At 51.0% G+C, this 288-nt stretch carries 1 protein-coding gene; it reads right to left on the bottom strand.

Features of this window, described 5'->3' with window-relative positions:
* The coding region (locus ULO1_RS12080; RefSeq protein WP_278308235.1) for a group II intron maturase-specific domain-containing protein at positions 1–272 on the bottom strand (272 nt) is incomplete at its 3' end.
* Positions 273–288 lie beyond the last annotated feature (16 nt).

Here is a 288-nt window from a genome sequence, read left to right as displayed (position 1 = left end):
TCACGGTATCGGGTTCGGACACGTTTCCATTGTTTCCAGACGCACATCCGTAGCCTTCGCCTTAGCCACCCTTCGATTTCCTGGAATACGCTCGGCGTTTCCGCCAGCGCGTAGTATCCTATCCAGCCTCCAAGGTAGGCATTGATGCTCTTGATGCGGTCCGAAATCTTCTCTGCCTTGCTTCGTGATGTCATTTCCCGAAGTCTATTCTTTACCCGTTTAACTGTTTCCGGGGCTAATCTGATTCCTACTCTGTCTTTCCCTCTGTACATGCTGAAGCCCAGAAAC

Origin of the sequence: Carboxydocella sp. ULO1 (assembly GCF_002049255.1) — a bacterium.
Classification (GTDB): domain Bacteria; phylum Bacillota.
This window is presented reverse-complemented; position numbering and strand designations above follow the sequence as displayed.